This is a genomic window from Candidatus Merdisoma sp. JLR.KK006 (assembly GCF_036941035.1).
GTDB lineage: Bacteria > Bacillota > Clostridia > Lachnospirales > Lachnospiraceae > Laedolimicola.
Genome location: NZ_JAYMNS010000005.1, coordinates 43381 through 69529, shown reverse-complemented (window position 1 = coordinate 69529; position 26149 = coordinate 43381). Strand labels below are relative to the sequence as shown.

At 44.8% G+C, this 26149-nt stretch carries 24 protein-coding genes; 20 read left to right on the top strand and 4 right to left on the bottom strand.

Annotated features, from left to right (window positions below; translation table 11 throughout):
• Positions 1-38 precede the first annotated feature (38 nt).
• The 11 genes from VSQ61_RS05815 (at position 39) to VSQ61_RS05765 (ending at position 10783) form a co-directional block, all read left to right on the top strand.
• On the top strand, positions 39-815 hold the full coding sequence (locus tag VSQ61_RS05815) for a GNAT family N-acetyltransferase (RefSeq protein ID WP_334343510.1): 777 nt from the start codon (positions 39-41) through the stop codon (positions 813-815).
• A gap of 114 nt (positions 816-929) precedes the next feature.
• A complete protein-coding gene (locus VSQ61_RS05810) occupies positions 930-1175 on the top strand; it encodes an AbrB/MazE/SpoVT family DNA-binding domain-containing protein (RefSeq protein ID WP_334343509.1) in 246 nt (81 codons plus the stop codon).
• Positions 1176-1178: 3 nt separating this feature from the next.
• Positions 1179-1475 carry a type II toxin-antitoxin system PemK/MazF family toxin gene (locus tag VSQ61_RS05805; protein ID WP_334343508.1) on the top strand — a complete coding sequence of 99 codons (297 nt, stop codon included), beginning with the start codon at positions 1179-1181 and terminating at the stop codon, positions 1473-1475.
• Positions 1476-1660: 185 nt separating this feature from the next.
• Positions 1661-2887 carry a BaiN/RdsA family NAD(P)/FAD-dependent oxidoreductase gene (locus VSQ61_RS05800; protein ID WP_334343507.1) on the top strand — a complete coding sequence of 409 codons (1227 nt, stop codon included), beginning with the start codon at positions 1661-1663 and terminating at the stop codon, positions 2885-2887.
• 158 nt (positions 2888-3045) lie between these two features.
• Positions 3046-3708, top strand: coding sequence for a (d)CMP kinase (gene cmk / locus VSQ61_RS05795; protein ID WP_334343506.1), 663 nt, complete (start codon positions 3046-3048; stop codon positions 3706-3708).
• Between the two features lie 155 nt (positions 3709-3863).
• A complete protein-coding gene (locus VSQ61_RS05790) occupies positions 3864-5180 on the top strand; it encodes an SMI1/KNR4 family protein (protein WP_334343505.1) in 1317 nt (438 codons plus the stop codon).
• A gap of 231 nt (positions 5181-5411) precedes the next feature.
• Positions 5412-6263 carry a 4-hydroxy-3-methylbut-2-enyl diphosphate reductase gene (gene ispH, locus VSQ61_RS05785; protein ID WP_334343504.1) on the top strand — a complete coding sequence of 284 codons (852 nt, stop codon included), beginning with the start codon at positions 5412-5414 and terminating at the stop codon, positions 6261-6263.
• Positions 6244-7371, top strand: a complete 1128-nt coding sequence (gene rpsA, locus VSQ61_RS05780) for a 30S ribosomal protein S1 (protein ID WP_334343503.1) — start codon at positions 6244-6246, stop codon at positions 7369-7371. Before ispH ends, rpsA begins: the two co-directional genes overlap by 20 nt.
• Positions 7372-7530: 159 nt before the next feature.
• Complete coding sequence (locus VSQ61_RS05775; RefSeq protein ID WP_334343502.1) at positions 7531-8436, top strand: putative ABC transporter permease; 906 nt, start codon at positions 7531-7533, stop codon at positions 8434-8436.
• Between the two features lie 45 nt (positions 8437-8481).
• Positions 8482-9798 carry an electron transport complex subunit RsxC gene (gene rsxC / locus VSQ61_RS05770; protein WP_334343501.1) on the top strand — a complete coding sequence of 439 codons (1317 nt, stop codon included), beginning with the start codon at positions 8482-8484 and terminating at the stop codon, positions 9796-9798.
• 61 nt (positions 9799-9859) lie between these two features.
• The gene (locus tag VSQ61_RS05765; RefSeq protein WP_334343500.1) at positions 9860-10783 is read left to right on the top strand and encodes an RnfABCDGE type electron transport complex subunit D; all 924 of its coding nucleotides are present in this window, start codon (positions 9860-9862) and stop codon (positions 10781-10783) included.
• Between the two features lie 133 nt (positions 10784-10916).
• On the opposite strand, the gene VSQ61_RS05760 is transcribed toward VSQ61_RS05765, so the two are convergent.
• On the bottom strand, positions 10917-11897 hold the full coding sequence (locus VSQ61_RS05760) for an FAD:protein FMN transferase (RefSeq protein WP_334343499.1): 981 nt from the start codon (positions 11895-11897) through the stop codon (positions 10917-10919).
• 165 nt (positions 11898-12062) lie between these two features.
• Between VSQ61_RS05760 and glgX the strand changes: the two genes are divergently transcribed.
• Positions 12063-14165 (top strand): glycogen debranching protein GlgX, encoded by a 2103-nt coding sequence (gene glgX, locus VSQ61_RS05755; protein ID WP_334343661.1) that lies wholly within the window; start codon positions 12063-12065, stop codon positions 14163-14165.
• A gap of 361 nt (positions 14166-14526) precedes the next feature.
• On the opposite strand, the gene VSQ61_RS05750 is transcribed toward glgX, so the two are convergent.
• The 3 genes from VSQ61_RS05750 to VSQ61_RS05740 all read right to left on the bottom strand — a co-directional run bounded on the left by VSQ61_RS05750 (position 14527) and on the right by VSQ61_RS05740 (position 16981).
• On the bottom strand, positions 14527-14841 hold the full coding sequence (locus tag VSQ61_RS05750; RefSeq protein WP_334343498.1) for a hypothetical protein: 315 nt from the start codon (positions 14839-14841) through the stop codon (positions 14527-14529).
• A gap of 138 nt (positions 14842-14979) precedes the next feature.
• Complete coding sequence (locus VSQ61_RS05745; RefSeq protein ID WP_334343497.1) at positions 14980-16113, bottom strand: sensor histidine kinase; 1134 nt, start codon at positions 16111-16113, stop codon at positions 14980-14982.
• A gap of 166 nt (positions 16114-16279) precedes the next feature.
• Positions 16280-16981: a LytR/AlgR family response regulator transcription factor gene (locus VSQ61_RS05740; protein ID WP_334343496.1), complete on the bottom strand. Its 702-nt coding sequence runs from the start codon at positions 16979-16981 to the stop codon at positions 16280-16282.
• A 210-nt stretch (positions 16982-17191) separates the two neighbouring features.
• On the opposite strand from VSQ61_RS05740, the gene VSQ61_RS05735 reads away from it, so the two are divergent.
• The 8 genes from VSQ61_RS05735 (at position 17192) to carB (ending at position 26096) form a co-directional block, all read left to right on the top strand.
• Positions 17192-18793 (top strand): MBL fold metallo-hydrolase RNA specificity domain-containing protein, encoded by a 1602-nt coding sequence (locus VSQ61_RS05735; protein ID WP_334343495.1) that lies wholly within the window; start codon positions 17192-17194, stop codon positions 18791-18793.
• An 18-nt stretch (positions 18794-18811) separates the two neighbouring features.
• Entirely contained in the window at positions 18812-19576 is a 765-nt protein-coding gene (locus tag VSQ61_RS05730; protein WP_334343494.1) for an N-acetylmuramoyl-L-alanine amidase family protein, read from the top strand.
• Positions 19577-19821: 245 nt separating this feature from the next.
• Positions 19822-20484, top strand: coding sequence for a hypothetical protein (locus VSQ61_RS05725; RefSeq protein ID WP_334343493.1), 663 nt, complete (start codon positions 19822-19824; stop codon positions 20482-20484).
• A 2-nt stretch (positions 20485-20486) separates the two neighbouring features.
• Positions 20487-21095 carry a hypothetical protein gene (locus VSQ61_RS05720; RefSeq protein WP_334343492.1) on the top strand — a complete coding sequence of 203 codons (609 nt, stop codon included), beginning with the start codon at positions 20487-20489 and terminating at the stop codon, positions 21093-21095.
• Between the two features lies 1 nt (position 21096).
• Positions 21097-21612: a hypothetical protein gene (locus tag VSQ61_RS05715; protein WP_334343491.1), complete on the top strand. Its 516-nt coding sequence runs from the start codon at positions 21097-21099 to the stop codon at positions 21610-21612.
• A 47-nt stretch (positions 21613-21659) separates the two neighbouring features.
• Entirely contained in the window at positions 21660-22298 is a 639-nt protein-coding gene (locus tag VSQ61_RS05710) for a cytidylate kinase-like family protein (protein ID WP_334343490.1), read from the top strand.
• Between the two features lie 15 nt (positions 22299-22313).
• Positions 22314-22748 carry a D-aminoacyl-tRNA deacylase gene (gene dtd / locus VSQ61_RS05705; protein ID WP_334343489.1) on the top strand — a complete coding sequence of 145 codons (435 nt, stop codon included), beginning with the start codon at positions 22314-22316 and terminating at the stop codon, positions 22746-22748.
• Positions 22749-22865: 117 nt separating this feature from the next.
• Positions 22866-26096 carry a carbamoyl-phosphate synthase large subunit gene (gene carB / locus VSQ61_RS05700; protein ID WP_334343488.1) on the top strand — a complete coding sequence of 1077 codons (3231 nt, stop codon included), beginning with the start codon at positions 22866-22868 and terminating at the stop codon, positions 26094-26096.
• Positions 26097-26149 lie beyond the last annotated feature (53 nt).

Here is a 26149-nt window from a genome sequence, read left to right as displayed (position 1 = left end):
ACCATTGTACAGCAACTTAAAAAGGAGAATTTTCAAGGATGGAAAAATGTATAGAACGTTTGCAAAAGCCAGAGCGTGCATCCGCTTTGTTTGCCGGATGGGAGGAAACCGTAATCTGGTCTTGTCTTCAGGGAATTATGGGGAATATTTATGGCGATTGCCAAAAGAATCCGCTTTCTGCAGCAGCCATCCTTGGAGATTTCTGCTTTCTGGCCGGAGAGCCAAGCCGCTCTCTTGCTTCATATAAGCCGAAAGAGAGCAAACAAAATTTTATGATTATGGTTCCTCAAAATGAGCAATGGGGCCAGATGATCCGGGAGTGCTGGGGAGGGAAAGCAAAGGAAGTTACTCGTTATGCGCTAAAAAAGGAGCAAAATAATTTTGACAAAAAGAAGCTTCATAAAATGGCAGTAAATTTGCCCGATGGATACGAAATTAAACCAATTACACAGGATTTATATGAGCAATGCAAAGAAATGGAATGGAGCCGGGATCTGGTGGGGCAATATAAAAGCTTTGCGGAATATGAAAGTCTGGGTCTGGGATTTGCTGTTATAAAAGATAGTAAAGTGGCTGCCGGTGCTTCCTCCTATTCTTCCTATAAAGGAGGGATCGAGATTCAGATTGATACACAAATGGAGCATCGAAGAAAGGGCTTGGCAAGAGCCTGCGGAGCCACACTTATTTTGGAATGCCTGAAACGTTGCATATACCCAAGCTGGGATGCCCAGAATCCGGAGTCTGTTGCTTTGGCAGAGCAATTGGGCTATCATCCGGATCATCCCTATCCGGCATATGAGATATCTGACTATTAATCATATCTTATCGGACGATGCCTGCAGGATATACTATAAAAATGTTAGAATTTTACTTGACAGAATGATGCCCGCACGGATATACTATGTATATACAAAGGCGGGAGGTGTGCTATGGTAGCACAGGTAAAAGCATGGGGAAACAGCCAGGGAATCCGTTTGTCTAAGGAATTGCTGGCTTTGGCAGGAATCCAAAATAATGACTTATTAGAAATAGAATTAATCGAAGGAGGTATCGTATTGAAAAAGACAAAAAAAGAGCACCGCACCCTGGAAGAACGTGCCAAAGAGTTCGGCGGTCAATTAGGGCCTTATGAGGAATTTGACTGGGGTGATCCGGAAGGTCGGGAAAGGTGGTGAAATATGGAGATAGAGCAGGGAGATATTATTGCCGTAGAAGGATTAAAGGGATATTATCTGGTTACGAGTAAAAATTTCTTTAACAGGACAGAGCAGGCTATCCTGTGTCCAATTGTAAAGGATACATTTTTGGATCCTTTACATATTCCCATTGAGACAGATGAGGTTCAGGGAATCGTCATGTGTGAGCAGATGCGGTTGGTAGATTTGCGGTATCGAGGTTTTAAAAAAGTGACCCGCATTCATTATCCGGATATCATTGATATCACAGATGCGATTCAAAGTATTTTTGACTATTAAGTCCTTGACAGGAATTATCAGCAACTTATTCCAATTTCGGATAAGGATTTATTTCTGCAGATCTTTGCAACTTCAGGTTTTCCCTATTTTTCAAAATATTACGCAAAATATTAAGTACTTAATCAATGCTTGTACCATGTTCGGAGATATGGTAAACTGTACTTTGTCAAAAGAGGAGAAGCATTATGAGCAAAATTCTGATCATCGGCGGCGGAGCCGCCGGTATGATGGCCTCTGTATTTGCAGCACAAAAGGGGCATGAAGTCCATATCTTTGAGAAAAATGAGAAAACAGGCAAGAAGCTCTACATTACGGGCAAGGGACGCTGTAACCTGACCAATGCCTGTGATATGGATACTCTTTTCGCAAGCGTCTGCACCAATGAAAAGTTCCTTTACAGCGCTTTCTACGGCTTCACCAATGAGGATGTAATGAACTTTTTTGAGAAAGCAGGCGTCGCATTAAAGGCGGAACGGGGCGGCAGAGTATTTCCCGCCTCTGACCGGGCGGCAGATGTGCTGGATGCTCTGCGCCGCTGTATGAAAAAATCTGGTGTTCAAGTGCATCTACACTCAGAAGTTACGGATATTTTAATAGAAGAAAACCAGGTCAGAGGGATCCGTCTGTCTGACGGAAAAGAGATCATGGGAGACGCCGTTTTTACAGCAACCGGTGGATTGTCCTATGCCAGTACCGGTTCAACCGGAGACGGCTTTCGATTTGCCAAGAAGCTTGGACATAAAGTAAATCCCTGCCAGCCCTCCCTTGTTCCCTTTAATATCCGGGAAGCATTTGTAAAAGATCTTCAGGGCCTTTCTTTAAAAAATGTGGAGATTCACATTCGAAAGGGAAAAAAAGAATTGTATCGGGAATTTGGAGAGATGCTGTTTACTCATTTTGGCGTCAGCGGCCCCTTGATTCTCACAGCCAGCAGCTATGTGGGAAAGCTTGCGGCAAAACAGGAGCTTATTCTTGCCCTCGATCTAAAACCTGCCCTTACTTTGGAGCAGTTAGATCAGCGAATCCTTCGGGATTTTGCAGAAAATAGAAACAAAGCTTTCAAAAACGCAGTATCCGGACTTTTTCCGGCCAAGCTGACACCGGTAATGATTTCCTTGGGAGGCATCGATCCGGATAAAAAAGTTCATGAGATTTCCAAGGAGGAACGACAGCGTTTCATCCGCCTTATAAAAAATCTGGAAATGACCGTCACAGGCCTTCGGGGTTTTGAAGAAGCCATTATCACACGGGGCGGGGTGTCCGTCAAAGAGATCAATCCCTCCAACATGGAATCCAAGTTGGTATCCGGCCTTTATTTCATTGGAGAGGTACTGGATCTGGATGCAGTTACCGGAGGCTTTAATCTCCAGATTGCATGGTCCACTGCCTATGCGGCAGGGAATGCCGTTTGAGCAAAAGCACAGATATAACAAGGAATATGTATCTGCTGCAGAGAGTAAGACATTCTGCAGAAAGTATACCCTACGGGTACCCCATTAATGCATGTCCCTTCGGGACTGGCGGACTTTGTCCGATAAGGTATAAATATAGAAAGACAGGAGCAAAAATTATGAGCTATCAAATCGCCATCGACGGCCCCGCAGGAGCCGGAAAAAGCACCATTGCAAAGGAAATTGCCAAGCAGCTTGATTTTATCTATGTAGATACCGGCGCTATGTACCGGGCTATGGCCCTATATTTACTGCGCAGGGAGATTCCCGTAGATGATTCGGAGCAGATCAGTGCTGCCAGCCAGAAGGCAGACATTACCATTGCCTACAAAAACGGACTTCAGCAGGTGCTTCTTGACGGTGAGAATGTAACGTCCTTTTTGCGCACCGAGGAAGTGGGGAATATGGCTTCCGTATCCTCTGCAAATCCGGACGTACGAAAGAAGCTGGTTGAACTTCAAAGAATCCTGGCAAGCCGGGAGAATGTAGTGATGGATGGCCGTGATATCGGAACCTGCGTTCTGCCCGAGGCAAATGTGAAGGTTTATTTGACGGCTTCTACGGCTTGCCGAGCGAAGAGGCGGTATGATGAGTTAACAGCTAAAGGCGAAGTTTGTGATCTGGATGTTATAGAAGCTGACATTGCAAAGCGTGATCATCAGGATATGACAAGGGAGCATTCACCTTTGCGGCAGGCTGAGGATGCGGTGCTTTTGGATTCTTCTGATTTGACTATTCGGGAGGTTGTGGAGAGGATTCTTGCATTGGTGAAGGAAAGATAGACAAGTGGAACGCAGTGGGGTGGGGCGGAACGGATGATATCTACCTTCACGCAACCGCCTGCAAGGCTAACAAGCGTGAAGGTAGATATCATCCGTTCCGCTGAATGTAGGTAGTGATTGTGGTAGTTGGTGTGGTGTAGAGTGAGGCTGTGTGTATGTTGAAGTATGATTTGAGTATTCAGGAATTGATGGATTTCTTTTACGAGGGAGAGCATAAAGGCTTTAGCGAAGCAGAGATTGAAGCAGCGGAGAAGGGGATGGGAGCATCCTTTCCATTAAGCTACCGCAGATTTCTTCTGGAATATGGCAAGGATGCTATTAATACCAGGCATAACGGGCTCAATAGTCCGCCGGAGGAAATATTTACTTCATACCAGGCAATCCATGAGACACTGGAGGAATGGGAAGAAGAATTTGAAGAAGCCCGAAGGAATGGCTGCCAAAATGACTATGCGGATAATGAATACTTCACCTTGTGGCAGCTTACGGAAGAACAATGGCATACGGTTACGGCGAACTATCTGTTGATCTGGACGGAAAACCAGGGGGTATGGAATGCAGGCTATCTCCTTAAAGATCTGTTGGATGGCCAGCCTGATCCTCCGATTTATATGAGCACTGAAGACGATTTTATTACCTTTAAAAAATGTGCAGATAATACGGAAGCCTTTTTAAAGTGTATGCTTTCAGAGGCAGCATATGGATATCACAGCAAGGAACGCTATACCAAGCTGCCAGAGATTGAGAGAGTGCTTTCCGAGAGAGGAATTGATCCAATACGGCTTGAACAGGCAGGCTGCTGTCTGGACACCGTGCAGGAGCGACTGTATTTTTATGCAGTCAGCGGAGACTACCATGATCTTATCACTGCCAACCGAAGAGAGCCGGACAGAGGGGAGCTGACACAGCAGCTATATCAGGCAGTACAGGCCATCCCAAAGCCAAGATATAACCCATATCATCTGCTGCTTACGCCTAATCAGGAGAAAGATTTGGGGATGAATCGCCCCCGCAGACCGGACGGCATAGCCATTCATCCCCTTGTAGCCTTTGCAATAAAAGAGAACTTCAACCGCCTTCCGTTAACCGCCTATGACTGGTCCAAAGATCTGGGACGTATTAAAACCTTAAAGCTTGAGCCCAGAGGCAGAAAAGAGGGAATCGATACACTCTACATCTGTCCGCCCTCCGAATACTTTCCTCCAGAGCCTTATTACTACGATCTCCATGACTGGTCCGTAGTCGGAAGAATGACCAGTCTGCGTACACTCATCATAGAAAACATCTATGTAGATGACTTCACCTTTTTAAGCAAATGCAAAAACCTTCGCAAGCTGTCCTTATACGGAACCAACTTTTCCGATTGCCGTCTCCTTTTGGAAATGCCCAATCTCAAGGAAGCAGATCTCCATCTCTGCCCCTTAACCCACGAGGAAGCGCTATCTACTTTGTCCATAAACTACCGCAGATAACCCCCCGCTTCCCCCACGACCCCAACAACCTTTTGTATAAAACACCCTATTATACACCATCTTTTTCAATTCGCTTTTGTATACCGCCTTATATATAGTACCAGCAGTCAGGAGGCCCTATATCCGGAAGGCGTGTTAGCGAAGCGGAGCAGGGAGGATATAGGGCCTCCTGACTGCGTCCGCCTTAAACAAACAAAAATCCAACACACAAATAGCAAAGAAAGGACCCCCATGGAAGTAATACTAGCCAAAACCGCCGGCTTCTGCTTCGGTGTACAAAGAGCCGTAGACACAGTACAGACCCAGATAAAAGAAGGAACCGCCCCCATCTACACCTACGGCCCCATCGTCCACAACGAAGCCGTAGTCCAGGAGCTAGAGGCGCAGGGCGTTCAAGTACTAAGATCGAAAGAAGAGCTTTTGAACCTGACAGAAGGAACAGTCATTATACGTGCCCATGGTGTAGGAAAGGAAATCTATGATCTACTGGAGAAAAAGGGCATTAATCTAGTAGATGCCACCTGCCCGTTCGTCCGCAAAATCCACCGCATCGTCCAGAAAGAGGGCGCCCTGGGAAGAAATATACTAATCATAGGCAATGCCAGACACCCGGAAGTAGAAGGCATCCGGGGCTGGTGCCGCACTCCCTCCTATGTGGTAGAATCTGTAGAAGAAGCCCAAAACTTTACAATGGATCCGAAGGGAAAACTTTGTGTAGTGTCTCAAACGACATTTAACTACAAGAAATTTAAAGATATGGTTGAAATTATTTCAAAAAAGGGGTATGATATAATTGTTTTAAATACGATCTGTAGTGCCACAGAAGAGCGTCAGACCGAAGCCAGGCGGATAGCATCCAGGGTAGATGCCATGATCGTCATAGGCGGAAGCCACAGCTCCAACACACAGAAGCTATTTGAAATATGTAAAAAGGAATGTGAAAATACTTACCATATACAGGAACTAGAGGATTTGGATTTAAAGTCATCGCAATCCATTCGTTGCGTAGGTATTACCGCAGGGGCTTCCACCCCAAAGAAAATTATTGAGGAGGTTCAAACACATGTCGGAATTAAGTTTTGAACAAATGCTGGAAGATTCATTAAAAACAATACGGAATGGAGAGGTTGTCGAAGGCACTGTTATTGATGTCAAAGAAGATGAGATCATCTTAAACATAGGCTACAAGTCAGACGGTATTCTTACCAAGAGCGAATACAGCAACACTCCGATGGACTTAACCACCTGCGTATCTGTTGGCGACACCATGGAAGTAAAGGTGCTGAAAGTAAATGACGGAGAGGGACAAGTACTTCTGACCTACAAGAGATTGGCTGCTGAGAGAGCAAGCAAGCGTTTGAAGGAAGCATTTGAGAATGGAGAAGTTTTGACTGCAAAGGTAACTCAGGCGTTGGATGGCGGTTTGAGCGTTGTAGTGGACGAGTCCAGAGTATTTATCCCTGCCAGCCTGGTATCCGATACCTACGAGAGAAATCTGGCGAAGTACGAAGGACAGGAGATCAGCTTCATTATTACCGAGTTCAATCCCAGAAGAGGCAGAATCATCGGCAACCGCAAGCAGCTGGTGATGGCAGAGAAGGCTGAGATGCAGAAAGCCCTCTTTGAGCGCATTCAAGTGGGTGATGTAGTAGACGGTGTTGTTAAGAATGTGACAGATTTCGGTGCATTCGTAGATTTGGGCGGCGCTGACGGTCTGCTCCATATCTCTGAGATGTCCTGGGGGCGCGTAGAGAATCCCAAGAAGGTATTCAAAGTAGGACAGGAGATCAGCGTTCTGATTAAGGATATCAACGATACCAAGATTGCTTTAAGCCTTAAGTTTGAAGATCAGAATCCTTGGCTGGATGCTGCGGTGAAGTATGCACCGGGCACCATTGTGGATGGTCGAGTGGCTAGAATGACAGATTTCGGCGCTTTCATAGAGTTAGAGCCGGGCGTGGATGCACTTCTTCATGTATCTCAGATTTCCAGAGAGCATGTGGAGAAGCCGGCAGACATTCTTTCCATCGGTCAGGAGATCGAGGCTATGGTTGTAGATTTCAATGAGGAAGATCGGAAGATCAGCTTGAGCATGAAGAGCCTTCAGCCACAGCTGGATGTTCAGGAAGAAGACTACGACGAAGATGTAGCTGATGTAGATATTGATGCAGTTTCTGCAGAGGAAGAATAAAGCATAAGTCAAATACGTGCGTAAGCGGCACGCGTCTTGCTGACAGGAAATTAAAAATGTGATAAGTTGACGGGAGGACATGCACTGCGTGCGTGTCCTCGTGCCTTGTTAAGAGATGCATGCATTTGAAATATCGAAACACAAAGGAGGTTTGCTTCTATGTGGGAGCGGCAGATTCTGGGGGTCGATCTTTACCATATCCTGAACTGGCTCTTTATTTACAGCTTTTTTGGCTGGGTATGGGAGAGCTGTTATGTATCGGCAAAGGAAAAAAGATGGGTGAACCGCGGCTTTGTGATCGGGCCGGTTTGTACCATCTACGGCCTCGGCGCTGTAAGTGTCTATCTTATCTTGAAGCCCATTTCCGGAAATCTGTTTTGGCTCTATCTTGGCGGGGTACTGTTCCCTACGATTCTGGAGTATTTTACAGCAGTTTTAATGGAACATATCTTTCACGCCAGTTGGTGGGATTACAGCTGCAATAAATACAATTTTCAGGGAAGAATCTGTCTGGGAGCATCCCTGGGATGGGGCATTTTTTCCGTTATTCTCTTCTATGGATTTCAGCCGATGGTGGATCGGATTGTGGCGCTCTATTCGGTGTCTGTGGGAAAAGTTCTTGTAACGGCGGCTTCTTTGGTGTATGCAGTGGACTTTGGAATGTCCTTTATGAATGCCATGCAGATTGGCGAGAAGCTGCGGAATATGGATGCAGTTATTGATGAGCTTTACGAATACATGCAGTCCACCCGTCTTTTTCAGTCCGCAGAGGAGCTTAAGGAGCGTTTGGAGAATTACCATGGGCTGGAACGGGGTACCGAATTGAGAAAGCGGCTGGAGGCCCGTCTGGATGCACTGGCGGCCTTTGGCGGGGAGCTGCCTCTTGCAGAGCGTAAGGCTGCACAGGAGGAATTAAAAGTACAGATCGAGGAACGTATTGCAGGTCTGCAGAGCCGTTATGAGCAGCTTCGAAGCTGGGGCAGTATGTTTACACGCCGTACCATAAATGCTTATCCTCATATAAAATCCCATGCACAGGCTCTGCGTGATCGGAAAAAGAAATAATAAACAAAAGATATCTTATAGGTATGACAAAGATGAGAGGAACTTATGGCACATTCAACTTTTAAGGGGGGAATCCATCCCCACAAGCGGAAACGATTTACAAGAGAAAAGCCGATTCAGGAATATTATCCCAAAGGGGAATTGGTTTACCCGGTTTCCCAGCATATCGGAGGCCCGTCCGTTCCTATTGTGAAGGTGGGAGACAGGGTCTTAAAGGGGCAGATGATTGCAAAAGCAGACGGTTATATCTCGGTGCCCCTTCATGCATCTGTGTCAGGCATTGTAAAGGCGATTGAGCCTCGTATGACAGTTTCCGGCAATCAGATATTATCCATTGTAGTAGAAAATGATAATCAATATGAGCGGATGCCCATAGAAAGGTTCCAACCCTGGCAGGAATTGGAGCCGGGAGATCGGATTCTTCAGATTCAGAAGGCTGGTATTGTAGGAATGGGAGGGGCCGGCTTTCCGACTCATGTAAAGCTGGCAGTAAAAAATCCCAAAAAGATACGCTATGTAATTGTCAACTGCTCTGAGTGTGAGCCTTATCTGACCTCAGACTACCGCCGGATGGTAGAGAATCCGGAATGGCTGGTCATGGGTTTAAAGATGATATTAAGTCTTTTTGAACGGGCGGTAGGTGTCTTTGCCATTGAAGACAGCAAAAGAGATGCCATAACAGCGCTGCAGTTTGCGGCCGGCAAGGAAAGTCGGATGGAAGTAAAGGTCTTGGAGACAAAATATCCTCAGGGATCCGAACGGATGCTGATTTATGCCTGTACAGGAAAGGAGATTAATTCCTCCAAGCTACCGGCAGATGCAGGCTGTATTGTTCACAATGTAGATACGGTCTGTGCTATTTATCATGCACTGGTCTTTGGACGGCCGCTGACAGAGCGAGTGGTATCTGTCACCGGAAAGGCTCTTGTAAATCCGTGCAATTTCAATGTTCCTATTGGAACCAGTTATGCTGAGCTTATTGACGCTGCCGGGGGATTTGCTGTAGAGCCGAAGAAATTTGTGGCAGGCGGTCCTATGATGGGCATCAGCCTCTTTGATCTGAATGTGCCCATTGTAAAGACTTCTTCGGCATTACTTTGTATGACCAAGGATGATGTGGCACGGTTCAGACCCAGTGCCTGCATCCGCTGCGGATCCTGTGTGGAGGCATGCCCGGAGGGTCTGCTTCCGGCCAAACTGGCAGATCTGGCAGAGCATTTTCAGGAAGAAGAATTTCGGAATCTGTATGGAATGGAATGTTTAGAATGCGGAAGCTGCAGCTATGTATGTCCGGCCAGGCGGCATCTGACCCAGTCTATCCGGGCTATGCGCCGGGGGCTGCTTGCGAAAGGAAAAAGATAAAGAGCATCTGATTTTATGCGTTGGATGACAGATGCAGAACCAAAAAATAGGAGAAGGATGGATGGAAAAACTAATGAATGTGTCGGCATCTCCTCATATAAGAGGCGCTATGTCCACTTCCAAAATAATGCGGCTTGTGATTTTAGCCCTGCTACCTGCCGCCGGGTTTGGAATCTATAATTTCGGCATACGTGCACTGTATCACATGCTTGTCTGCATTGTGACCTGTGCGCTTACGGAGTTTACCTATCAGGCATTTGCAGATCGGCCCGTGGCAGTGGGAGATTTCAGTGCAGTAGTTACAGGGCTTTTGCTGGCCTTGTCCCTTCCGGTGAATGCACCCCTTTGGATTGGAGCGGCAGGGGGAATCTTTGCTATATTGGTTGTGAAAATGTTTTTTGGGGGGATTGGTCAAAATATTGTGAACCCGGCTCTGGCCGGACGCTGTTTTTTGCTGATTTCTTTTGCGAAGCATATGACAAGCTTTACCTGTGATGCATATACAGGCCCTACGCCTTTAGAGGTTTTAAAACAGGGCCAGGTGACAGATCCCCTCTTTTTGATTCTTGGGAATACAGGCGGCTGCATTGGCGAAACCTCAGCCCTTGCTATTTTGCTGGGAGCCATCTTTCTTTTGGCTCTTGGGATTATCAACCTGCGGATTCCGGCTTCCTGTTTTATGGTATTTACCGGAATGCTGATTTTTTTCGGCGGCAGGGGATTTGATGATATTTATCTGATTCAGGAGCTTTGCAGCGGCGGTTTGATGCTGGCCTTCTGGTTTATGGCTACGGATTATACCACCTCCCCGATTACCAAACGGGGACAGATTATTTATGGGGCAATTATAGGGGCCTTGACTGCTATGTTTCGGTTGTACGGCAGTGCTTTGGAGGGCGTATCCTATGCCATTCTTCTGGCCAATCTGCTGACGCCGATTATTGAAAAAATAACAGTTCCCAGAGCTTTTGGAAGACGGCGCTGACAAAATACCATAGTAAACCCACATGCACCCCATTGACGCACCACCATAAATGAAAATCGGCAGTGGTGCATGGGGCATCCCTGAACTTAGTTTTCTGCTGCGCAGAAAAGGATCTTTCATAGTAATCGATTGTTTAATTAGGAAATCCTTCTGAGTAATGAAGCTCTCCTTCACGCGTAATAAAGATTGCCTGAATATCAGGAAGGCTGTTAATAAGTTCCATACCCTGTTCCATTCCCATAAGGAAACAGCAGGTGCTTAAAGCATCTCCGTCTACGGAGTGCTCACAGACAATTGTTACGGAAGCCAGCTCGTTATCACAGGGATAGCCGGTGTTGGGATCTAAGAGGTGATGGTAGAGGATGCCGTTCTTTTCAAAGCAGCGCTCATAGATGCCGGAGGTAACTACGGACTGATCGGTGATGGAAAGAATCGTGGCCGCTGTATTGGCCTCATCAAAGGGCTGACGGATTCCAATCTGAAAGGGCGTGCCGTCCGGTCGGTTCCCTATGCAGAGCACATTGCCGCCAAGATCAATCACAGCGCTTTTCACTCCCTGCTTTATGAGATATTCCTTGATGCGGTCGGCAATATAGCCTTTGGAGATGGCGCCCAGATCCAGCATCATACCGGAGTCCATTGTGACGGTATGGTTGGAAAGGCGGACTTTTTCCGCATTTACCAGCGGCAGGGCAGCATGAATCAGAGCGTCATCCGGTACTTCCGGATCTTCCCCGTGAAAATCCCACAGGCTTGAGATCGGTCCGATGCTTGGCTCGAAAAGTCCGCAGGATAAGCGGCTGTAGGAGAGAGCGATTTTCAACAGTTCCTCTGTTTCAGGGGAGAGATCTTTTTTTACTCCCTGATTGATCTGGTAAAGCTCGCTGTTTTCACGGGTGCGGCTAAGGAGATTTTCATAAGTATCACAGAGGGCCAAGGCATTGTCCAGAAGTGACGTGTCTGAGGAATCGTAAATAGTGATTGTTACCACCGTATTTAATTTAAAACTGGTTTTTGTAATGGGATCAGCCGTTTTTTTGCAAGCTGTCAGTGAAAGGATCAGGAGCAAAAGGCTGAAGCTCAGGAAAGAAAAGAAGTGCATTTTTAGTTTCATAGTCAAAGTCCTCCTTTCGTTACATTATTGTATCGGATAAACGAAAAGGCTGTCAAGGGTTATGGACGGCCGCAATTTATAGCGTTTTACATAAGAAATTGGGGTGTTTTTTGGGGAGGATAAATGGTAAGGAGGTATTTTATGGAGAGCAACAAAATAGAAAACATGGTGCAAAAAGAGAGTGAGCACATTAAAGAGGTGATTCTTCCCAGAACGATTCATTTGGTTCCGTTAGATCAGTTGGACGGCTATGATGTGCGCCCCGGCTTTTATGAAATCAATGGGGCTACGGCAATTCCGGGAGGCGTGAACTTCACGGTCCATTCCCATGGAGCAACCTCCATTGAACTTTTGCTCTTCCATAGAGAAGAGGAGAAGCCTTATGCCGTGCTCCCGTTTCCTCAGCATTACCGCATCGGCAATGTGTATTCCATGATTGTGTTTAAATTGAATATTGAGGAGTTTGAGTATGCCTATCGGGTAGACGGCCCTTATGAGCCGGAGAAGGGCCTTATTTTTGATCGAAATCGGTATCTTCTGGACCCTTATGCCAAAGCAGTTACAGGACAAAGTCAGTGGGGGGTATCCTCATCTTCGGAAAAGCATTATAAAGCCAGAGTTGTCAAGGATGATTTTGACTGGGGTGATCTGGAGGCTCCGCTTTTGCCTATGGAGGATCTGATCATCTATGAGCTGCATGTTCGGGGTTTTACAAAGCATGAATCCTCAGGCGTTTTTAAGCCGGGTACCTTTGCCGGACTTAGGGAAAAGCTGCCTTATCTGAAAGAGCTTGGCGTCAATGTGGTAGAGCTGATGCCCATCTTTGAATTTGATGAAATGCAGGATTACCGGCAGGTGGACGGACAGGAGCTCTGCAATTACTGGGGGTATAATACGGTAAGCTTCTTTGCGCCCAATACCAGCTATACGGCAAGCAGGGAATATAACCGGGAGGGGAATGAGCTTAAGAGCCTCATAATGGAATTTAATCAAAACGGAATTGAGGTTTATCTGGATGTGGTGTTTAACCATACGGCGGAAGGCAATGAATGCGGCCCGTTCTTTTCCTTTAAAGGCTTTGACAACAATATTTACTATATGCTGACCCCGGATGGAAAATATTATAATTTCAGCGGCTGCGGCAATGCTTTAAATTGCAATCATCCCATTGTGCGGCAGATGATTCTGGATTGCCTGCGCTACTGGGTCACTACTTATCGGGTAGACGGCTTCCGCTTTGATTTGGCGTCTATTTTGTCCCGAAATGAAGACGGCACGCCTATGAGCGATCCGCCTCTTCTGCAGTCCCTTGCCTTTGATCCCATATTGGGCGATGTAAAGCTGATTGCGGAGGCTTGGGATGCAGACGGCTTGTATCAGGTGGGTACGTTTCCCTCCTGGAACCGGTGGGCAGAATGGAATGGGCGCTATCGGGATGATCTGAGACGCTATCTGAAAGGCGATGCCGGGATGGCGAAAGCGGCAGCCCAGAGGATCGGCGGTTCCCGGGATATGTATGGAGCCCTTTCCAGAAAAAATGCTTCTGTGAATTTTATTACCTGCCATGACGGATTTACGCTGAATGATTTGTTTTCCTACAATATGAAACACAATGAAAAGAACGGATGGAACAATACGGACGGAGCCAATGACAATAATAGCTGGAACTGCGGTGTGGAGGGCGAGACGGAGGATCCTGCCATTCTGGAGCTGAGACGCCGGCTTATGCGCAATGCCTTTGCAGTGCTTATGTGCAGCCGGGGCATTCCCATGTTCCTGGCCGGAGATGAATTCTGCAATTCCCAGTTTGGCAATAACAACGCCTACTGTCAGGACAATCTTACCTCCTGGCTGGACTGGCGCCTGCTTTCCAAAAATCAGGGGATGTTCCGGTTTTTCCAGTATATGATCCGCTTCCGGAAAGAGCATCGTGTACTGCGGACAAATATCAGTGACGGAGCGTTGGGATTTCCGGATGTAAGCTTTCATGGGGTGGAGCCCTGGAAGCGCGCATTTGAGGAGTATGATCGGTATGTGGGCGTGATGTTTGCCGGACAGGAACAGGGACAGAGGCCGGAAGCTGTTTATCTTGCTTCCAATGCTTACTGGGAGGAGCTTACGGTATCGCTTCCCACTCTGCCCAGAGATATGCACTGGGAAATCAGGGCAAATACATGGGTAGAAGAACAGAAGTCCGGAAGAATCGTAAAGGACAGCCTTGCTATAGGGCCAAGAAGCGTGATTGTGCTGACAGGGACTACCGGGTAGAATACTTCATTAGACCGTCAGCCCTTAAAATAACGAATTATAGAGCAAAAGGGGCTGCCGAGAAATAAGACATCAGCCATTTCTATACCCTTAGCAATAAGGAATCCTCCCACCTTGTGGGTCCCTCCTTATTACAACGTTCGGAGGGTTTGTGTACATTCTGTCTGCTCTGTACGGACATTAGAAAGCAATATCCGCACATATCAGACAGTCTGTACACAAACAGCCGGACACTGGGTATTAGAAAAGTCTTCTGTCTTATTTCCCGACAGCCCCTTTTGCCAAAAACGGATGCTGTTCCCTCAGCAAAGAAGAAAAACCATAAGTTTTCAGCCTGCTAAAGCTCCTTTTTGAAGAGCATTTAAACAGATTCATCCACATAATTTCCCACATTGCTTGGGGAAACATGAGGACGGGAGGGCGAAGCTTTTGTTTCTGTTTCGCTTTCTTCTTCCGTCTTCTTTTTTCTAAGCTCTTCCAAACGGCGTTCGATCTCCTGGATTTTGCGCTCCAGTTCTCGTACCTTGTCTAAATTCTTTGCTTTTTTCGCTTTTTCTTTCTCTTTATTAAGCTGTGAAAGCTTCTGTTCCAGACTTTTGATCTGGGGATCCTCACCGGCATTAAGAGAACCTTTCGCACTTATGGGACTCTGGGAGCCTATGGAATTCACGTTCATAAAAATCACCTCGCTTATTTTCTCACCTTGCAGGAAAAAGACTGTCTATCCTGAAGGAATATGTAATAGGGTATGGAAAAAGTATAACATCTGTAAGGCAAAGAATCAATTTTTTTGGTGTGAAAGGCCATTTGAGCGTTATGAAATGACAAGTAGGATATCAAGACGAAAACAGCTTTGGGAGAGGGTGATGCGGACGGTTCCGCCGTGTTTTTTTGCCACGGCACGGATGTTGGAAAGTCCTATGCCGTCTTTCGGAATCTCACATAAGGTATCCGGACATGCATTTTCAATGGAAAGCAGATAGAGGTTTCCCTTTTGGTTCCCGCAGATTTTAATCATACGCTGTTGGGGCGGCACCAGTTGATTTGCCCAAATGGCGTTATCCAAGGCATTGGCAAGCATAATGCACCAGTCCATATCTGAGATCTCTTTCCTGTCAGGAAGCACAAATTCCCATCGGGGATCTATGTGATACTGTTCGGCAAGGGCCATCTTGCTTCCAAGAAGTGCATCTACAGCCCGCCGGCCTGTATGGATCGGACTGGAAATGGAACCGGCAGTATCCTCCAAGTGAGACAGATATTCACCGGCTTTTTGGAATTCCTGTGCGTTCAACAGCTCCCGAATCACTGTCAAATGATTTTTTACATCATGGCGGAAAGAACGTGTCTGTTCATAACGGGAGCAGACTTCCTTTAGATAAAGCTCCTGGGCAAGGAGCTGCTGCTCCAGAAGCAGGGAGTTTGTGATCCTTTTCCATAGAAAAAGGATGGCAAAAAGACAGATTCCGGCAAAGAGCTGTAAAAGAAGAATTGACCTATGTTCTACCACCGGATATACAAGCCCCAGCTGATTATCCCAGATTGTCACGGAGCCGTAGACGGAATCGCTGATGATTCGCTCTGTCAGAGAAATAAAGCAAACCGGGATCAGAAGCAGAAGAATAGGTCTGTGCATTTCTGTAAAAACAGACAGCGGAAATGCTTTCGCAATAAAAAACAGCAGTAATGAGAAAAGCACAGAGACCAAAAGGAACTGTAAGAAATCCAGATATTTAAGGAGAGGCATATAAAGTGAAATTCTCGCAGAAAACCAGAAAATCACACATTGCGCAAACCCCTGGCACACACTTAAAGCAGAAGCGGACAAGACAGAAAAGGGTAATGTCTCCCGAAGCGGCCGGTGGAATATCATGCTTCCCAGGACGGCAAGAAGGCAGGATTCCGGTAAAAGCCAGAGCCCGCCAGGCAAGGGCAGGTACAGTTCCATAAGAAAAAGTCCGGCATTGAAGAAAAAATAGAGAAAATAAAAAAGGAATTTGTATTTCCGGGAAAAATGGAAATATCGGCAAAAAAAGAAAAGTGAAATTCCGGGCAGTAAAAATAATGCGAAAAAATACGGAAAAGCCCAATTCATAACGCAAACACTCCTTTCATTACCCGAATGACATATATTGCAGCATTGCTTCCATAAATTCCCCATGCCGCAGTCTTGATACCGGAATACGGCTTCCGTCCTGCAAAAGAAGCTGTCCCTCGGAATAAGTCTTAAGATACTCCAAATTCACCAGATAACTGCGGTGACAGCGGAAGAAGCGATTGTCCAACTGCATTTCCAGAGCATCCATTTTTCCGTAATAGTCAATTATGCCATCCTGCGTATGGAGATAAAGCTTTCGATTGATGACCTCACAGTAAAAGATGGAGTTGAATGCAATCGAACGGCATTGATTCAGCGTCCGAACCAAAAGGTGGGGCTCTTTCCGGCGATTCAGCTTTTTCAGTGCCCGGTCAAGGGTAAGAGCAAGCCGCACGTCTTTCACGGGCTTAATAAGATAGTCAAAAGCCTCTACCTCAAAGGCTTCCGGCATACAATCCTTTAGAACGGTAACAAATATAAGAATACAGTCCGCAATCCGCTCCCGAAGCTGCCTTGCCGTTTCCATTCCATCAAATCCGGGCATCTGAATATCCAGAAAAATCAAATCATAGGCAGCTGGAGCATTTAAAAGCTCTGACGAGCTGGTATAGCAGGTGATGGAATAAATAACCCGGCGTGATTCTAGCAGGGAAGTAAGTTTTGTTTCCAGAAACCTGCACATGACAGGTTCGTCATCGCAGACGGCAATTTGAATCATAGCAGTGTCCTTTTCTTAAAAATATTTTTATTTTTAGTATACGGAAAACGAAAGGACATTGCAAGGCAGTGGTGTGAAATGTTATCAGAGTGTTGTGAATTATATAAATTAGACCTAAGATTACAAAAACTTTTTCATTGTATTTCCCATTGAGAAACGTTATAATAGAAATAGTAAATTTGTTCTGGAGAAAACGAAAGGAGATGGCAAATGAAGCTTACATTTTTGGGGGCAGCCCACGAGGTAACCGGAAGCTGTCATATGCTGGAAGCCTGCGGTAAGATAATGCTGGTGGATTACGGCATGGAGCAGGGGCCTGACTATTACAAGAATCGGGAGATTCCCGTAGCTGCGGCGGATATTGATTATGTATTTTTGACTCATGCTCATATTGATCATTCCGGCCTCCTGCCTCTTTTGTATAAGCAGGGATTTCGGGGAGTGATTTTTTCTACAAAGGCCACGAAGGATCTATGCGAGGTTATGCTTCGTGACAGCGCCCATATTCAAATGTTTGAGGCAGAGTGGCGGAACAGGAAAGCCAGGCGTTCCGGAGGCGAAGAATATGTGCCCCTTTATGACATGGCTGCAGCGGACGGAGCTATCAAGCTGTTCTGCGGCTGTGCTTATGGAGAACGCCTTAAGGTAGCAGACGGAATCTCTATCCGCTTTACCGATGTAGGTCATCTTTTGGGTTCCTCATGCATTGAGATCTGGCTGACAGAAGGATCCGAGGAGCGAAAAGTCGTGTTCTCCGGCGATATCGGCAATCACAATCAGCCCATTTTAAAAGAACCGAATACGGTAGGCGATGCTGACTATGTAGTGATGGAATCTACCTATGGTGATCGAAGCCATGGAGAGCGTCCTGATTATGTGGAGGCCCTTACAGCTATTCTTCAAGATACCTTTGACCGGGGCGGCAATGTGGTCATTCCCTCCTTTGCAGTAGGAAGAACTCAGGAGATGCTCTATTTTCTGCGGGAGATTAAGGAGAAAAGGCTTGTGAAGGGCCACGAAGGTTTCCAGGTTTATGTGGACAGTCCCTTAGCCGTTCAGGCAACCACCATTTTTAATAAAAATATGTACGAATGCTTTGATGAAGAAACGCTGGCTCTTGTGAAAAAGGGAATCAATCCCATTTCCTTCCCGGGCCTGAATCTGTCCATTACCAGTGACGAGTCAAAGGCTATTAACTTTGATGATGAACCAAAGGTAATCCTTTCCGCATCCGGCATGTGCGAGGCCGGACGTATCCGCCATCATCTGAAGCATAATCTCTGGAGAGAAGACAGTACAGTTCTCTTTGTAGGCTATCAGGCCGTGGGAACTCTTGGCCGGGCCCTTGTAGAGGGCGCTGCCGCCGTAAAGCTTTTCGGTGAAGAGATTGAGATACGGGCAAAGATCTGCAAGCTGGCAGGTATCAGCGGACATGCGGACAAGGAAGGGCTGATTTCCTGGCTGCAGGGATTTCAGAAAAAGCCAAAGAGAGTCTTTGTTGTTCACGGAGAGGATGCGGTCTGTGATCACTTTGTAGAATGTCTTGAGACAGAGTATGGATATGATGCAAGAGCGCCTTACAGCGGCGGTTGTTACGACCTGATTACAAATACGCATCTTGAAGTAGGCAACATGGTTCGAATCGAAAAAGATAAAAAGCTTGCAAAACCTGCTTCTACCGTATATGATAGATTGGTGGAGGTTGGCAAGAGACTTATGCGCCTGATTGAGAAGAGCAGAGGATGGACGAATAAGGATCTGGCAAAGCTTGCGGATCAATTGCAGGCACTCTGTGAAAAATGGGAAAAATAATGGGGGATGAAATAAGCTATGGAGCGGAACGAAAGAGAAAGGCAGATGAGTCCGGCAGAACGCAGGCGGAGAATGGAGGCCAAAAAAAGGCGCCAGAAGGAACGGGCACGTAAAAAGCGGATACGGATGCTGATTCTCATTGGTATGGGCGCTGCAGCAATTGCCCTCATTGGACTGATTATTTTCGGAATTGTAAAGCTGGTTTCCGGCAGCGGTTCCAGTGAAATCACTTCCAAAAGCGGTACTTTTGTGATTGCCATTGATCCGGGACATGGAGGCGAGGACATCGGCCAAAGTAATGGAGATAGCGTGGAAAAGAATATCACTTTAGCCATTTGTTCTAAACTCAAAACCATGTTAGAAGACCAGTTGGGTTATCAAGTTATTATGCTTCGCGAAGAAGATTTGAGGCTGTCAAAAGAAGAAAGGGTACAAAAAGTCAATGAATCTCAGGCTGATTTATTAGTGAGTATTCATTGTGGTTATTCAGAGGATGCTGGTATTTCTGGATCTGTAAGTTATTACAAAACTGATAGTAAATCTAGTAAAGATTTGGCAAATAAAATACAAGAGGCTCTTGTTGAAGTAAGTAGTACAGCAGATGGAGGGGTAAAAGAAGGGAACTTCAGTATTATCTCAAATACAGAAATACCATCAGTTCTTATTGAAGTTGGTTATTTAAGTAATTTTGAAGAAGCCAGCAATCTATCAGATGATAAATATCAAAGTACTATAGCACGTGGAATAGCTACGGGAATAAAAAATAAGTTGGCGAAAAATTAAGTTAGTATATTATAAAATTCGGGTCAAAGAATAATGACTAAAGTAATATAGCAAAATGATGTTATGAGTAATATACTGTAAATGAGCAAATTCCAAAAAGTGCACAAAGATCTAAGAAATTTGTCTTTGTAACAAAGACTTTTCACTGTGATTTTGGTTCAAAATCCGTATAACAGAGAATATATTGTGCAATATTTCAAATTTGCTCATTTATAGTAATATATAATTAAGAAAGCAGAGGATTTATGCAAAATATAATTAGATTTTCCATATTTGGAAATTTTGAAAGATTTAATACTAATAATCTAGATATGTATTTAAAATTAATTGATTTTTTTAGACAAAAATCTTATAAACCTGCTACAGCAAATGAATTACAACTTCAAACTAGTGGCCAAGCAGGTCAAGCTCGGATAATTATAATGCCCATTTTTTTTAATGACATGGGTGCATCCGTAGAGATAAGTTCTAATAGGATTAACTTTCAAAAGATAATAGATATAAAAAGTTCAGTTTCTAGTCTAAACGAAGCATTTCGAAATGAATTTACAGATTTATTATCACTGTTTCTTGCAGATATGGAGCTTACAGCAAATAGAGTTGCATTAAATTATGATATTTTTGATATCAAAATTAACAATAAAATGCCTATTGTTTCAAGCTATTATAAGTCTTCGAATAATGTTGAAATGTCTGTTAGAAACATGAGTCGTATTATGGTTGAAAATGAAAATAGTAATGTAATTACAGAAAAATATGTTGATTTATCTAATAATATTGTAAAATACTCTTATGATATTAATACAATGGCAGAAAATCAAATAATGCGTTTTAATTTTTCGAATATCCCTAAAATGTATAAATCTTATATGGACATTTCACTAGAAATTGAGAAAGGAATGGAGTAAGGTTGAGGAAAAATTTAAAAGAGACAACTTTACAAAATAATAGGAGCAGAGTATTATTTTTAAAAGAAGATAATTTTGAAAGAATAACATATTTAAAAGAATCTACGAATATGCATAATAATAAAATAAAACGTTACAGTAATATTTATGAAGAAGATATTACTGAGCAGTTTAAGATTATGCAAAATTCTATTATGCTAGAGCAGATTCCTATATTAACAAAGTTGTTAATGGAAACAGATTTTGATTCAGGATATGAGTCCATGGCAGAAATATATTTTAATACATTATTTAAAAGGTATGGTATTATTGCAGATACAATACTTCAAAATATTTATCTTCAAAACATGTATAATCAACAGCATTTATTAAAACATTTGTTATTCATTGTTGCAAATTTACCTGTTGATAGAAGGGGAAATCTCGAAATTATTCCTTTAGCAGGAATTTCTAATCCAGACAATGAAATACAAGATTTATCAGTCAAATGTTTTGAAGCTTGGGAAGATAAAAGACATATACCTACATTAGCCAATTTACGTGATAAAACAACAATTGGTTGGTTTAGAGATTATATAAGTGATGTGATAGCTACATTGGAAGAAGGATGATATGGTTTATTATGTAAGAAAAATTGCTCGTTCGAAATGGCCGAATATGCCTTTGAGCGATAATCCAGAAAAAGCAATATATGAGATAGGAACTGTTTCAGCAGATGCCATAACAAATTGCATTAAAACGCAAGAGAATAAGTTATCACTTTGGAGAGTTGAAGAAAAGAGGAATTCAATTGAAGATATAATTCCTTTAATAGTAGGATTTGAAAGGCCAGATACTTGTGATATTATATACATTTCAGAAGATACTTTTGGGGAGGAAGGAATTACAATTGAGCAATCAATTAAAGATGCTAATACTCCACTTGAAGAATTAAAAAAATATCATTATAATGCAATAATAAAAGATTATGATGGATTGGGAAAATTTGCAAAGGTGATATTAAAGTCTCTAGGAAATCACAAACGTTTTAAGGGCAAAGAAGTGAAAACAAAATTAAGAGAGATGTTACATAATCATGAAATAGAAAAAGGTATGATATCCGATAAACTATTTGAAAAAATAAGCTAATAAACAAAAGCATAAAAATTAATATATAGGAGGGAATAAATAATAACATGGCAAATAATACAGTGATTACTATCGGGCGTCAATATGGCAGCGGCGGTCATGATATTGGAATTAAGCTGGCGGAGGAGCTTGGCATCCCCTGTTATGATAAGGAGCTTTTATCAAGAGCTGCCAAGGACAGCGGATTATGTCAGGAGCTTTTTGAAAATCATGATGAAAAGCCTACCAACAGCTTTCTCTATTCTTTGGTGATGGATACGTATTCTACAGGGTATTCTTCTTCAGCGTTTTCAGAGATGCCTTTAAATCACAAGGTTTTTCTGGCACAGTTTGACAGCATTAAGAAAATTGCGTCCGAAGGTCCCTGCGTGATTGTAGGAAGATGTGCCGACTATGCTTTGGAGAATGTGCCTAATGTTGTAAATGTATTTCTTCATGCAGATCTTCAGTCCCGGATTGTCCGGATTGCCAGACGGCATGATCTCTCAGATGCCAAGGCCAAGGATCTGATTCGCAAGACGGATAAGGGCCGGGCAAGCTATTACAATTACTACACCAGTAAAAAATGGGGAGACGCAGCCGGATATGATTTGTGCCTGAATACCAGCACTCTTGGTATTGACGGTGCCATTCATGTGATCCGTGAATTTATTACATACAAAGAAAAAGAACATGAAAGAATCTAGGAGAAACTTACTTTTATGAAGTTTGTTATACAGAGAGTGTCCCATGCATCGGTAACGGTGGATGGGACTGTTATTGGAAATATCGAAAAAGGATTTCTTGTCCTCATAGGCGTGGGGAAAGAAGATACAAGGGCAGAGGCGGACCGGCTGGTTAAGAAAATGCTGGGCCTTCGGATTTTTCCGGATGAAAACGGCAAGACCAACCTTTCTTTAAAGGATGTAGGAGGAGAGCTTCTTCTGGTTTCCCAGTTTACTCTCTATGCAGACTGCAACCACGGCAATCGACCCGGCTTTACCAATGCAGGGGATCCTGCACTTGCAAAAGAACTGTATGAGTATATTATTGAAAGCTGCAAAAAGCAGGTCCCCAAAGTTCAGCAGGGAAGCTTTGGGGCAGATATGAAGGTGGAGCTTGTCAATGACGGGCCGTTTACTATTATTTTAAAGTAAGCTATGGATTTATAGTTTAAAAACTATGTCCTGCTAATTTATAAAAGGGAACAAGTTTGGAAGCAAGCTTCTGAATTTGTCCGGATAACGCAGTAAGTGCGTCAAGAGGAGGAAAATATGAGCAAAAGAAACGACGTCCACAAGGTTCTGATTATCGGATCCGGCCCCATTATTATTGGGCAGGCCTGTGAGTTTGATTATTCCGGCACACAGGCTTGTAAAGCTCTCAAAAAGCTGGGATATGAGATCGTGTTGGTCAATTCCAATCCGGCAACGATTATGACCGATCCCGGAACCGCTGATGTAACTTATATTGAGCCGCTCAATGTAGAACGGCTGACACAGATTATTGAGAAAGAAAGACCAGATGCCTTATTGCCGAATCTCGGCGGACAATCCGGTCTTAATCTTTGTTCAGAACTTTCTAAGGCCGGTGTCCTGGAAAAATACGGCGTAAAGGTTATCGGTGTACAGGTAGACGCTATTGAGCGCGGAGAGGATCGCATTGAGTTTAAGCATACAATGGACAGCCTTGGCATTGAGATGGCAAGAAGCGAGGTTGCTTACAGCGTAGAGGAAGCGGCAGCTATTGCAGAGAAGCTGGGGTATCCGGTGGTTTTGCGTCCGGCCTATACTATGGGCGGCGCAGGCGGCGGACTGGTTTACAATGTGGAAGAGCTTAAGACGGTTACTGCAAGAGGTCTACAGGCCAGTCTGGTAGGACAGGTTCTGGTGGAGGAATCCATCCTTGGCTGGGAAGAGCTGGAACTTGAAGTAGTTCGTGACAGCAAGAATAACATTATCACAGTCTGCTTTATTGAAAATATCGATCCTCTTGGAGTTCATACAGGAGATTCTTTCTGTTCCGCACCTATGCTGACCATTTCTGATGAGATTCAGAAGCGCCTCCAGGTGAAATCCTATCGGATCGCAGAAGCGATTCAGGTGATTGGCGGAACCAATGTACAGTGGGCCCATGATCCGGTGACGGATCGGGATATTGTAATTGAGATCAATCCCAGAACCTCTCGTTCCTCAGCACTGGCTTCCAAGGCAACAGGCTTCCCCATTGCTCTGGTTTCTGCTATGCTGGCTTCCGGACTGACTTTGGATGAGATCCCATGCGGCAAATACGGAACTCTTAATCATTATGTGCCGGACGGAGATTATGTGGTAATCAAATTTGCCCGTTGGGCTTTTGAGAAGTTTAAGGGCGTAGAGGACAAGCTGGGTACTCAGATGCGTGCCGTAGGTGAGGTTATGAGTATTGGAAAGACCTACAAGGAGGCATTCCAGAAGGCAATCCGCAGTTTGGAAAACGGCCGATATGGCCTGGGCTTTGCCAAAGACTTCCATGATAAGTCGAAACATGATCTCTTAAAGATGCTTCATGCCACCACCAGCGAGCGGCAGTTTATTATGTATGAGGCTCTGCGAAAGGGCGCTACAGTGGATGAGCTCTATGAGCTGACAAAGATCAAGCATTACTTTATTGAGCAGATGAAAGAGCTGGTGGATGAGGAAGAAGCACTTCTTTCTTCCAGCCACGGAAAAGTGCCGGAGCCTTTGGCGCTTAAGCAGGCAAAACAGGATGGATTTTCAGATCGGTATTTAAGCCAGATTTTGGAGGTGCCGGAAGAGGATATCAGAAAGGCAAGGATTGAGATCGGCGTAACAGAAGCATGGGAGGGGGTACATGTAAGCGGCACCAGGGACAATGCTTATTATTATTCCACCTACAATGCGCCGGATCACAGTACAGTCAATACAGATCGGCCCAAGATCATGATCCTGGGAGGCGGCCCCAACCGAATCGGGCAGGGTATTGAGTTTGACTATTGCTGTGTTCACGCTGCTATTGCCCTTAAAAAGCTGGGCTTTGAGACTATTATTGTAAACTGCAACCCAGAGACAGTTTCCACGGATTACGATACCTCAGACAAGCTGTATTTTGAACCGCTGACACTAGAGGATGTATTAAGCATTCATGAGAAAGAGAAGCCTGTGGGCGTGATTGCCCAATTTGGCGGTCAGACACCTCTTAATTTGGCTGCAGAGCTTGAAAAGAATGGTGTGAGGATTCTCGGCACCAGTCCGGAGATTATTGATTTGGCAGAGGATCGGGATCGGTTCCGAGCCATTATGGAAAAGCTTGACATTCCTATGCCGGAAGCAGGCATGGCAGTAAATGCAGACGAAGCCCTGGCTATTGCAGAGAAAATCGGCTATCCTGTTATGGTGCGTCCCTCCTACGTATTGGGCGGTCGGGGCATGGAGGTTGTGCATGATTCGGAAAGCCTGATTGGATACATGAGAGCTGCTGTAGGCGTAACACCGGATCGGCCCATTTTGATTGATCGTTTCCTCCATCATGCTATGGAGTGTGAAGCAGATGCTATTTGTGACGGAACTCATGCCTTTGTTCCGGCTGTAATGGAACATATTGAGCTGGCCGGGGTACATTCCGGAGATTCTGCCTGTATTTTGCCCTCCTTGAATATTTCCCAGGAGAATTTGAGGACGATTAAGGAATATACCAAGAAAATTGCAGAGGAAATGCATGTCTGCGGCCTGATGAATATGCAGTATGCCATTGAGGACGGAAAGGTCTTTGTGTTGGAAGCCAACCCAAGGGCTTCCCGGACGGTGCCCTTGGTATCCAAGGTCTGCAACATTCAGATGGTGCAGCTTGCAACGCAGGTTATCACAGAAGAACTGACAGGAACACCTTCACCTGTCCCCGACTTAAAGGAAAGCCGTTTCCACCACTATGGGGTGAAGGAAGCTGTATTCCCCTTCAACATGTTTCAGGAGGTAGATCCTCTTCTCGGACCGGAAATGCGTTCCACAGGAGAGGTTCTCGGACTTGCTTCAAACTTTGGAGAGGCATTCTACAAGGCTCAGGAGGCTACCCAGACTTGTCTGCCATTATCCGGAACCGTGTTGATAAGTGTCAGCGACCGGGATAAGCCGGAGGTACTGCAGGTAGCCAGGGGCTTCCATAAGGATGGCTTTACCATTATGGCCACAGGACGCACCTATGAAATGATTGCGGCAGACGGAATCCCGGCCAAAAAGGTAAAGAAGCTTCAGGAAGGCCGGCCTAATATTATGGATGCCATAGCCAATGGTGAGATTCAGCTGATTGTCAATACGCCCTCCGGAAAAGAGAGCATCTATGATGACAGCTATATCCGAAAAGCCGCCATTAAGGGTAAGATTCCCTATATGACCACGATGGCGGCTGCCATCGCTACAGCAGAAGGCATTCGAAAAGTAAAGGAAAAGGACGGAAAGCTGGAAGTTAAATCTTTGCAGCAGCTTCACAGCGAGATTGAACAGGTATAGCTGAAAATTCTATTAATCATATGTGCTTTTAAGGCGTTTAAATGATAAATATT

Excerpts from the sequence above, each read along its gene's own strand:
- VSQ61_RS05815 (WP_334343510.1), top strand. The coding sequence starts at position 39 with ATGGAAAAATGTATAGAACGTTTGCAAAAGCCAGAGCGTGCATCCGCT.
- VSQ61_RS05810 (WP_334343509.1), top strand. The coding sequence starts at position 930 with ATGGTAGCACAGGTAAAAGCATGGGGAAACAGCCAGGGAATCCGTTTG.
- VSQ61_RS05805 (WP_334343508.1), top strand. The coding sequence starts at position 1,179 with ATGGAGATAGAGCAGGGAGATATTATTGCCGTAGAAGGATTAAAGGGA.
- VSQ61_RS05800 (WP_334343507.1), top strand. The coding sequence starts at position 1,661 with ATGAGCAAAATTCTGATCATCGGCGGCGGAGCCGCCGGTATGATGGCC.
- cmk (WP_334343506.1), top strand. The coding sequence starts at position 3,046 with ATGAGCTATCAAATCGCCATCGACGGCCCCGCAGGAGCCGGAAAAAGC.
- VSQ61_RS05790 (WP_334343505.1), top strand. The coding sequence starts at position 3,864 with ATGTTGAAGTATGATTTGAGTATTCAGGAATTGATGGATTTCTTTTAC.
- ispH (WP_334343504.1), top strand. The coding sequence starts at position 5,412 with ATGGAAGTAATACTAGCCAAAACCGCCGGCTTCTGCTTCGGTGTACAA.
- rpsA (WP_334343503.1), top strand. The coding sequence starts at position 6,244 with ATGTCGGAATTAAGTTTTGAACAAATGCTGGAAGATTCATTAAAAACA.
- VSQ61_RS05775 (WP_334343502.1), top strand. The coding sequence starts at position 7,531 with ATGTGGGAGCGGCAGATTCTGGGGGTCGATCTTTACCATATCCTGAAC.
- rsxC (WP_334343501.1), top strand. The coding sequence starts at position 8,482 with ATGGCACATTCAACTTTTAAGGGGGGAATCCATCCCCACAAGCGGAAA.
- VSQ61_RS05765 (WP_334343500.1), top strand. The coding sequence starts at position 9,860 with ATGGAAAAACTAATGAATGTGTCGGCATCTCCTCATATAAGAGGCGCT.
- VSQ61_RS05760 (WP_334343499.1), bottom strand. The coding sequence starts at position 11,897 with ATGAAACTAAAAATGCACTTCTTTTCTTTCCTGAGCTTCAGCCTTTTG.
- glgX (WP_334343661.1), top strand. The coding sequence starts at position 12,063 with ATGGTGCAAAAAGAGAGTGAGCACATTAAAGAGGTGATTCTTCCCAGA.
- VSQ61_RS05750 (WP_334343498.1), bottom strand. The coding sequence starts at position 14,841 with ATGAACGTGAATTCCATAGGCTCCCAGAGTCCCATAAGTGCGAAAGGT.
- VSQ61_RS05745 (WP_334343497.1), bottom strand. The coding sequence starts at position 16,113 with ATGGAACTGTACCTGCCCTTGCCTGGCGGGCTCTGGCTTTTACCGGAA.
- VSQ61_RS05740 (WP_334343496.1), bottom strand. The coding sequence starts at position 16,981 with ATGATTCAAATTGCCGTCTGCGATGACGAACCTGTCATGTGCAGGTTT.
- VSQ61_RS05735 (WP_334343495.1), top strand. The coding sequence starts at position 17,192 with ATGAAGCTTACATTTTTGGGGGCAGCCCACGAGGTAACCGGAAGCTGT.
- VSQ61_RS05730 (WP_334343494.1), top strand. The coding sequence starts at position 18,812 with ATGGAGCGGAACGAAAGAGAAAGGCAGATGAGTCCGGCAGAACGCAGG.
- VSQ61_RS05725 (WP_334343493.1), top strand. The coding sequence starts at position 19,822 with ATGCAAAATATAATTAGATTTTCCATATTTGGAAATTTTGAAAGATTT.
- VSQ61_RS05715 (WP_334343491.1), top strand. The coding sequence starts at position 21,097 with ATGGTTTATTATGTAAGAAAAATTGCTCGTTCGAAATGGCCGAATATG.
- VSQ61_RS05710 (WP_334343490.1), top strand. The coding sequence starts at position 21,660 with ATGGCAAATAATACAGTGATTACTATCGGGCGTCAATATGGCAGCGGC.
- dtd (WP_334343489.1), top strand. The coding sequence starts at position 22,314 with ATGAAGTTTGTTATACAGAGAGTGTCCCATGCATCGGTAACGGTGGAT.
- carB (WP_334343488.1), top strand. The coding sequence starts at position 22,866 with ATGAGCAAAAGAAACGACGTCCACAAGGTTCTGATTATCGGATCCGGC.